General features: G+C 65.0%; 6 protein-coding genes and 1 pseudogene. All 7 read right to left on the bottom strand.

Annotation, left to right across the window (positions count from 1 at the left end):
• Positions 1–160 precede the first annotated feature (160 nt).
• The 7 genes and pseudogenes from B5G40_RS15080 to mnmG all read right to left on the bottom strand — a co-directional run bounded on the left by B5G40_RS15080 (position 161) and on the right by mnmG (position 7620).
• Positions 161–727: a sugar O-acetyltransferase gene (locus B5G40_RS15080; protein ID WP_087390005.1), complete on the bottom strand. Its 567-nt coding sequence runs from the start codon at positions 725–727 to the stop codon at positions 161–163.
• A 507-nt stretch (positions 728–1234) separates the two neighbouring features.
• Positions 1235–2041: pseudogene (locus tag B5G40_RS17550) on the bottom strand (stage 0 sporulation family protein); the annotation flags it as partial.
• 34 nt (positions 2042–2075) lie between these two features.
• Complete coding sequence (locus B5G40_RS15070; protein WP_087400417.1) at positions 2076–3071, bottom strand: ATP-binding protein; 996 nt, start codon at positions 3069–3071, stop codon at positions 2076–2078.
• Position 3072: 1 nt separating this feature from the next.
• The gene (locus B5G40_RS15065; RefSeq protein ID WP_087187235.1) at positions 3073–3396 is read right to left on the bottom strand and encodes a cyclic-di-AMP receptor; all 324 of its coding nucleotides are present in this window, start codon (positions 3394–3396) and stop codon (positions 3073–3075) included.
• 51 nt (positions 3397–3447) lie between these two features.
• On the bottom strand, positions 3448–4761 hold the full coding sequence (locus B5G40_RS15060) for an aminotransferase class I/II-fold pyridoxal phosphate-dependent enzyme (RefSeq protein ID WP_087400416.1): 1314 nt from the start codon (positions 4759–4761) through the stop codon (positions 3448–3450).
• Positions 4762–4788: 27 nt separating this feature from the next.
• Complete coding sequence (mnmA, locus tag B5G40_RS15055; RefSeq protein ID WP_087400414.1) at positions 4789–5802, bottom strand: tRNA 2-thiouridine(34) synthase MnmA; 1014 nt, start codon at positions 5800–5802, stop codon at positions 4789–4791.
• Between the two features lie 9 nt (positions 5803–5811).
• Positions 5812–7620 carry a tRNA uridine-5-carboxymethylaminomethyl(34) synthesis enzyme MnmG gene (mnmG, locus tag B5G40_RS15050; RefSeq protein WP_087400412.1) on the bottom strand — a complete coding sequence of 603 codons (1809 nt, stop codon included), beginning with the start codon at positions 7618–7620 and terminating at the stop codon, positions 5812–5814.
• Between the last annotated feature and the right edge of the window lie 14 nt (positions 7621–7634).

Here is a 7634-nt window from a genome sequence, read left to right as displayed (position 1 = left end):
GGCGGCCGTTTTTCGTGGGAATCCGCCCCTTTTGCCGGGGAAACGGATTGCCACGCCAGTGTGCGCACTGGCTCGCAATGACAGGCTTGTGCAAAACAGCTATTTTGCAACAGGCCCTTTTTTAACGTTGCAGGGGCGACCTTTATGGTCGCCCGCATTCTCAGACGGAGGGGTTCTCAATGGCCCGTACCGGCTTGCAGGGATTGCCCACCGCCACCACGTTGGAGGGGATGTCATGGACCACCACGCTGCCCGCGCCGATCACCGACCCGCTGCCGATGGTGACACCGGGCAGCACCGTCACGTTGCCGCCGATCCATACGTTGTCTCCCACGGTAATGGGCTTGGCAAATTCCAGGCCGCTGTTGCGGGTGGGGGCGTCCAGGGGATGGCCTGCGGTGTAGAACCCGCAGTTGGGGGCAATGAACACATTCTCCCCAAAGACCACCGGGGCGCAGTCCAGCACTACCAGATTGTAGTTGGCGTAAAAATGCTCCCCTACCGTGATGTTGGAGCCGTAGTCGCACTTGAAGCCGTGGTTGATGGTGAGATGCTCCCCGGTCTTGCCCAGCAGCTCCTTCAGCAGGGCCAGGCGGGCCTCTCCTTCCGTGGGGGAGAGCTGTTCCAGCTGGTGGCACAGCTGAGCCGCCCGGGTCCGCATGGCCTGCAATTCCGGTACCTCGGCGTTGTACAGCTCACCGGCAATCATCTTTTCCAGTTCTGTCATAGCGCATACCTCCAAAAAACGGGCGGCCTTTTGGCCGCCCGTCCTGTTTTATTGGGGATTGGGATTCTGAGGCTTGTCCCCACGGGGACGGCGGTGATACCGGCGGCGGGGCCGCTTCTTCTCACCGGCGGCATTGGCCTGTCCACCCTCGGCGGCAGCCTTTTCAGGCGCAGGCTTCTCCTGTGGCTTGGGTCTGCTCTCAGGCCGGGGCTTGGCCTCTCCCTTGGGAACCTTGGGCTGGCTGGCCTTCTGAGCGGGCTTGGCCTCCTCCTTCTTGCTCTGGGCCTGAGGCTGCTGCTCGCCGCCGCTCTTCCGGCGGCGGCTGCGGCTCCGGCGGGACTCCTGAGCGGGGGCGTTCTCCTCCTCAAGGGCCGCGCTCAGCCCGGCCAGGGCGGCGTTGACGCTGCCGGTCAGGGTGCGGGGCTCCTCCACGGGAGTTACCTTCCGCAGCTTTTCCAGCTCCTGGGCGGGAGGCTCCACATAGTCCTCCGGCCGCTTGCCCTTGCCGTTGCGGATCACCCGCAGCTCGCAGTTGTGGAAGCACTTGGGGGTCTCGGGGGCGCTGTCCAGCCGTACCTTTACCGTCTCCTTCAGCAGGTCCACCTGGCACACGTTGCCCGCCCCCTCGGGGGTCTCCACAAAGGACTCGTTCTTGGGCATCCGGTGGACCGCGTCCTCATATGCCTCCTGCTCGTATTTCAGGCAGCACATGAGCCGCCCGCAGGTGCCCGAGATCTTGGTGGGGTTGAGGGACAGGTTCTGGGTCTTGGCCATCTTGATGGACACCGGCTGGAACTCGTCCAGGAAGGAGGCGCAGCACAGAGGCCGGCCGCAGATCCCCAGGCCGCCCAGCATCTTGGCCTCGTCCCGGACGCCGATCTGCCGCAGCTCGATGCGGGCGTGGAACACGCTGGCCAGATCCTTCACCAGGGCCCGGAAGTCCACCCGGCCGTCGCTGGTAAAAAAGAAAAGGATCTTGTTGCCCTCGAAGTTGTACTCCACCTCCACCAGCTTCATGTCCAGCCCGTGGGCGGCGATCTTCTCCTGGCAGATGGTGAAGGCCTTCTTCTCCTTCTCGTGGTTCTTCTCCACCGTCTCCAGGTCCTTGTCGGTGGCGATACGCACCATGGGGCGGAGGGGCTGCACCACCTCTTCATCCTCCACTATGGTGTTGCCCTGGGCGCACTCGCCGTACTCCAGGCCCCGGGAGGTCTCGATAATGACCCCCTGACCGGGCGCGACCTGCTGTCCCTGGGGATCGAAATAATATTGCTTGCCCCCGCTTTTAAAGCGGACGCCGATGATTTCGGTCATGGTTACCTCCAAATTGGAAATATTGGGGCCGGATTTACCGGCACAGCTGGGCTAATCCCGCCCCCAGCCAGCCGGCCATATGGCCGGGGCCCACATAGAAGCCGCAGGCGGTGCGCAGCTGTTCCGTCAGAGCGGCGGCCCCGGTGAGGGCCTTGGGGGACAGGGCCTTGGCCCCCTTTTCTGCCAGCGTCCGGCGGCGGGGGTCGCTCTCATGGAGGGCCCCGGCGGCACACACCAGGCAGTCCCGCACCAGCAGCAAAAACTCATCCAGCAGAGCGTTGAGGGAATCCCGGTCCCACTTGTCCCGCTCCAGTCCGGCGCAGAACTCCAGCAGGGCCAGCTCGTCCTTGGCACAGAAGCGCTCCAGCAGGGCTGCCGCCCCCTCCAGAGCCTTGCCGTCGGCGGCCTTGCCCTCCAGCTGGTCCACCGCCCGGCCCAGAATGCCCTCGCATCGGGCGGCGGCATTGGAGATCTCCGCCGGGGAGCGGTCGGGGTACCGGGCGGTCAGCCAGGTCTCCGCCTCCTGTACCGTCACCGGGGAGAGGGCCAGTACCTCGCACCGGGAGCGCACTGTGGACAGCAGCGCGGCGGCATTGTCGGTGAGCAGGAGGAAGGCGGCGTAAGCCGGACCCTCCTCCAGCAGCTTGAGCAGCGCGTTCTGGCTGGGGTCCTTCATGTTCTGGGCCCCCTCCAGGATGTACACCTTCCGGGGGGCCTCGTTGGGCTTGATGTAGGCGTCGCTGCGCAGGGCCCGGATGCGGGCCACGTTGAGCTCGTCCCCCTCCCCTCCGGCGTGGATCACGTCGGGATGGATATGCCCCAGGGCCTTTTTACAGCCGGAGCAGGCCATGCAGGGGACCTCCCCGCCGCCGGTACACACCAGGGCAGCGGAGAGCAGGCCGGCCAGGGTGCGCTTGCCCGACCCCGCCGGCCCGCTGATGATGTAGGCGTGAGACAGCCCCCGCCGGGCAGTCTCCAGAGAGAGCTGCCGCTTCAGGGGGGCGTTGCCCGCCAATAAGGACAGGTCCATCTTATACCCGCTCGAACCGCTCGATGTCCACCACAAAGATGGTGGCGCCGCCTACCACAACCTCCACGGGCATACTGGGATAGTAGCCGTAGCTCATCTCGGTGGTGGTGGGGATCATCTGCTTGCGGGAGTGGGAGTGCTCCTTGATGATGTCAATGACGTTCTGTACCTTCTCCTCATCCACGCCGATGAGGATGGTTACGTTGCCCGCCATAAGAAAGCCGCCGGTGGTGGCCAGCTTGGTGGACGAAAAGCCCTTTTTCGTCAGGGCCTGAGTGACAGTGTTGGCGTCGTCGTGATTGATGATAGCCAGAACCAGTTTCATGGGTATCCCTCCTGCTCAAAGATGCCGGAAGTCCGGCGCTGAGGCCGCTTTTCACAGGACGGCCACAGAAACATCTTCCAGTGTATTATAACCTATTTGTTTCAAATATGCGATACTTTTTTTGTCCACCCGCTCCCCCGGCGCAATGACGGGAACCCCTGGGGGATAAGGGGCTACCTGGCAGGCGGCCACCTGTCCCTCCGCCTGTTCCAGGGGGAGGCTTTGCCGGGGCGCAAAGAGGGCCTGCCGGGGGGTGAGGGCCATCTCCGGCGGCTCCGGTGGGGCGGGATAACCGGGGCATGGCCCCAGATCCACCTGCCTCAGTGCCTCTTCCAGCCTCGCAAAGTCCGACCGGCTGTCGGCACAGGTGGGGATGAACACCACATGGCCCCCGTCGGCCATTTCGGGCCATACGTTGCGCCCCTCCAGGGCATCCTGGGCGGCGTAGCCGTCGGGGGCGCACACCACCAGCCGGGTGGGGTCCAGAGGGGCCACTTCCTCCGTGAGGGCGGGGAATGTATTTCGCAGCCGGGCCACTTCCTCCACCGTTTTGCGGTAGGCATCCGCCCCTCCCTCCAGCATATGGGCCCGGCACAGGTCCAGTGCGGCCATCATGGGATAGGAGGGGCTGGAGGAGCCGTAGATGCTGGCCGCCCGCCGCAGCCCGGCGTGGGAGAAGGTACCGTTTGAGAACAGCAGGGCGGTCTGCCCCGGGGCGGGGAGAGTTTTGTGGGCGGACACCACCAGCAGATCGGCGGCATTCAGCCCGTAATCCCCCAGAAAGGGCAGATGGGCCCCGTGGGCCCCGTCCACCACCAGTACGCCCCCGTGGCGGTGCATGATCTTCGCCAGAGCGGGCAGGTCGGACAGTACGCCATAATAAGTAGGAGAGGTGATGCACAGGGCCTTGATCTCCGGGTTGGACTCCAGCAGCTCCTCCACCCGTTCCGGGGAAACCGGCCCGGTCACCCCCGCCTGGGCCAGCCAGGGCCGGTCCAGATACACCGGCTTTAAGTCCAGCAGGGCCAGGGCGTTGTAGGCCGAGCGGTGGCTCCCCCGGTCCAGCAGCACCCTGTCCCCCGGCTGACAGGCCAGGGTGAGGGCGGCCAGCACTCCCTGGGTGGAGCCGCCGGTGAGGAAGAGGCAGCTGTCCATATGCAATGCCTCCGCCCACAGCGCCTCCGCCTCCCCAATGGCCCCGCCTCCGTCAAACAGGTTGCCGGTGGGGGGCAGTTCGGTAAAGTCGATGGCGGCCAAGCTGCCCAGCCCCGGCAGGGACTTGCCCTTGTGGCCGGGCATATGCATCCGCAGGGGATCCCGGGCCGCAAAGGCGGTCAGGGCGTCATACAGCGGCGTGTTTTCCACAGGATTTCCCTCCTTTGTGGATGAAACTCAGATAGCCCCTTCGATCCAGGCCGAGCCGGCCACCGTGTCCCCCAGATAGAACACCGCCAGCTGGCCCGGTGTGGGGGCACGAGCGGGGGCCTTCATCTCGATGCGTACCCCGTTTTCGTGGGGATAGAGGATACCCTCCGCCTGAGTGCGGGAGTGGCGCAGGCGGACGGTGACCTCCAGGGGCCCGTCCAGCCCCTCCACCCCGATCCAGTTGGGGGAAGAGCCAAACACGGTGGACTTGCCCAGGTCGGAGCCGTCGGACAGCACCACCTCGCTGGCCTCCGGCCGCAGGGCGGTAACAAAATAGCGGTGGGGCCCCGAGACCCCCAGCCCCCTCCCCTGGCCCAGAGTATAGTGGTGGATCCCCTTGTGGCGGCCCAGCACCTTGCCATCCTTATCCACAAAATTACCCGACCGTGTGGAAAACCCCCGGCGGTCCAGCCAGGCGGCGTAGTCCCCGTCGGGGATGAAGCAGATCTCCATGGAGTCCGGCTTGTCGGCCACGGGAATGCCGAAGTTGTGGGCCAGGGCCCGAACCTCTGCTTTTTCGTAATTTCCAAGGGGGAAAATCACTCTCTGTAATTGCTCTCTGGTCAAACGGGCCAGCATATAGGACTGATCGTTGGCGGGTCTCCCCTTTTTCAGCACCCCGTTTTCCACATTGGCGTAGTGTCCGGTGGAAACATAGCGGGCCCCGATTTTGTCGGCCAGCCGGAACAGGGCGGGGAATTTCACCGTGGGGTTGCACAGGGCGCAGGGCAGGGGCGTGCGGCCGCTTTGATAGGCGGCGGCAAAGGGGGCGCATACCTGCTCGTCCAGATCGGCCCGGATGTCGGCGATCTCAAAGGGGATGGACAGGCGCTGGGCCACGGCGGCGGCGTCAGCCGCCCCGGTGCCACCCAGGCCGATGTCCAGATAGAGGCCGGTGACGGCAAAGCCCCCCTCCTTTAGCAGACTGGCCGCCACGGCGGAGTCCACCCCGCCGGACAGGCCCAGAACGATTTTTTCCATATAAACTCCTTATTTCTCCAAGGCCACCATCAGCACGGCAATATCCGCCGGGCTGACGCCGGAAATGCGGGAGGCCTGGCCCAGGTTCAAAGGCCGGATCTGGTCCAGCTTCTGCCTGGCCTCCAGCCGCAGGCCCTCCATGGACAGGTAGTCCAGGTCGGCAGGCAGGGGCCTGTCCTCCATCTTCCGCTGCTCGGCCACCTGCCGCAGCTGCCGGTCGATGTACCCCTGATATTTTACCGAGATTTCCACCGCCTCAGTCACTTCTGTGGATAACTCCGGGCGGTTGGGGTCCACCGCGGCCAGACTGTGGTAAGTATTCTCCGGTCGGCGCAGCAGGTCCACCAGACGGCCCTCCGCCGTGCCGGTGTGGGTGAGGCGGCGTATCTCACGGTCCACGGCGGCGTATTTCTCCTCTACCGCCGCCATTCTTTCATCGCTGACCAGCCCGATGGCGTGGCCCATGGGGCACAGCCGCCGGTCGGCGTTGTCCTGCCGGTGGAGCAGCCGGTACTCGGTGCGGGAGGTCATCATCCGGTAGGGCTCGTTGGTGCCCTTGGTCACCAGGTCGTCGATGAGCACCCCGATGTACCCCTGGTCCCGCCGCAGGATGAGGGGGTCCCGGCCCAAAATCTTCAGGGCGGCGTTCACCCCCGCCACAAAGCCCTGGACGGCGGCCTCCTCATAGCCGGAGGAGCCGTTGAACTGGCCCGCGCCATAGAGACCCTTCACCTTCTTGTGCTCCAGGGTGGGCATAAGCTCGGTGGGGTCCACGCAGTCGTATTCGATGGCGTAGGCGGGCCGGGTCATTTCGGCCCGCTCCAGGCCGGGGATGGTGTGGAGCATCTGGATCTGCACCTCCTCGGGCAGCGAGGAGGAAAAGCCCTGAAGGTACAGCTCCTCGGTGTTCAGCCCCATGGGCTCCAGAAAGAGTTGGTGCCGCTCCTTGTCGGGGAAGCGGACGATTTTGGTCTCAATGGAGGGGCAGTACCGGGGGCCCACCCCCTCGATGGTGCCGTCGTACAGGGGGGAGCGGTCCAGATTGGCCCGGATGATGTCGTGAGTTTTTTGATTGGTGTAGGTCAGCCAGCAGATGGCCCTGTTTTCCGGGGGTGTTTTGGTCTCAAAGGAGAAGGGCACCACCTGCTGGTCTCCCGGCTGGACCTCCAGCTGGGAGAAGTCCACGCTGCGGGCGTGGATGCGGGGAGGCGTGCCCGTCTTAAAGCGGCGGAGGGTGACCCCCAGCCCTTTCAGGCTGTCGGTCAGGGGCAGGGCGGCGGCCAGGCCGTCGGGGCCGGAATCACGGGTCACCTCGCCGATAATGGTGCGGCCTCCCAGGAAGGTACCCGAGGCCACCACCACCGCACGGACCTGATATTCTGCGCCGTATACCGTGCGCACGCCGGTGACCTGGCCATTTTCCGTCAGAATATCGGTGACCTCCGCCTGCTTGACCCACAGGTTGTCCTGGTTTTCCAGGGTGTGCTTCATGACCTCCTGGTACCGGCGGCGGTCGGCCTGGGCCCGGAGGGACCACACCGCCGGGCCTTTGCCCCGGTTCAGGAGCCGGTACTGGATACAGGCCTGGTCGGCGGCTCTGGCCATCTCCCCGCCCAGGGCGTCCAGTTCCCGGACCAGATGGCCCTTGCCGGTGCCGCCGATGGCCGGGTTGCAGGGCATATTGCCCACCGCGTCCAGATTGACGGTAAAGCACAGGGTACGCAGGCCCAGCCGGGCGGCGGCCAGCGAAGCTTCAATGCCCGCGTGGCCCGCTCCAATCACAGCAATATCAAAGGTTCCAGCGTCGTAAGTCGTCATATTAGGTCCAAGTC

Source organism: Flavonifractor sp. An9 (assembly GCF_002161245.1).
GTDB classification, from domain to species: Bacteria; Bacillota; Clostridia; order Oscillospirales; family Oscillospiraceae; genus Flavonifractor; species Flavonifractor avicola.
This window is presented reverse-complemented; position numbering and strand designations above follow the sequence as displayed.

Coding starts and splice junctions, on each gene's coding strand:
- B5G40_RS15080 (WP_087390005.1), bottom strand. CDS start 727: ATGACAGAACTGGAAAAGATGATTGCCGGTGAGCTGTACAACGCCGAG.
- B5G40_RS15070 (WP_087400417.1), bottom strand. CDS start 3,071: ATGGACCTGTCCTTATTGGCGGGCAACGCCCCCCTGAAGCGGCAGCTC.
- B5G40_RS15065 (WP_087187235.1), bottom strand. CDS start 3,396: ATGAAACTGGTTCTGGCTATCATCAATCACGACGACGCCAACACTGTC.
- mnmA (WP_087400414.1), bottom strand. CDS start 5,802: ATGGAAAAAATCGTTCTGGGCCTGTCCGGCGGGGTGGACTCCGCCGTG.
- mnmG (WP_087400412.1), bottom strand. CDS start 7,620: ATGACGACTTACGACGCTGGAACCTTTGATATTGCTGTGATTGGAGCG.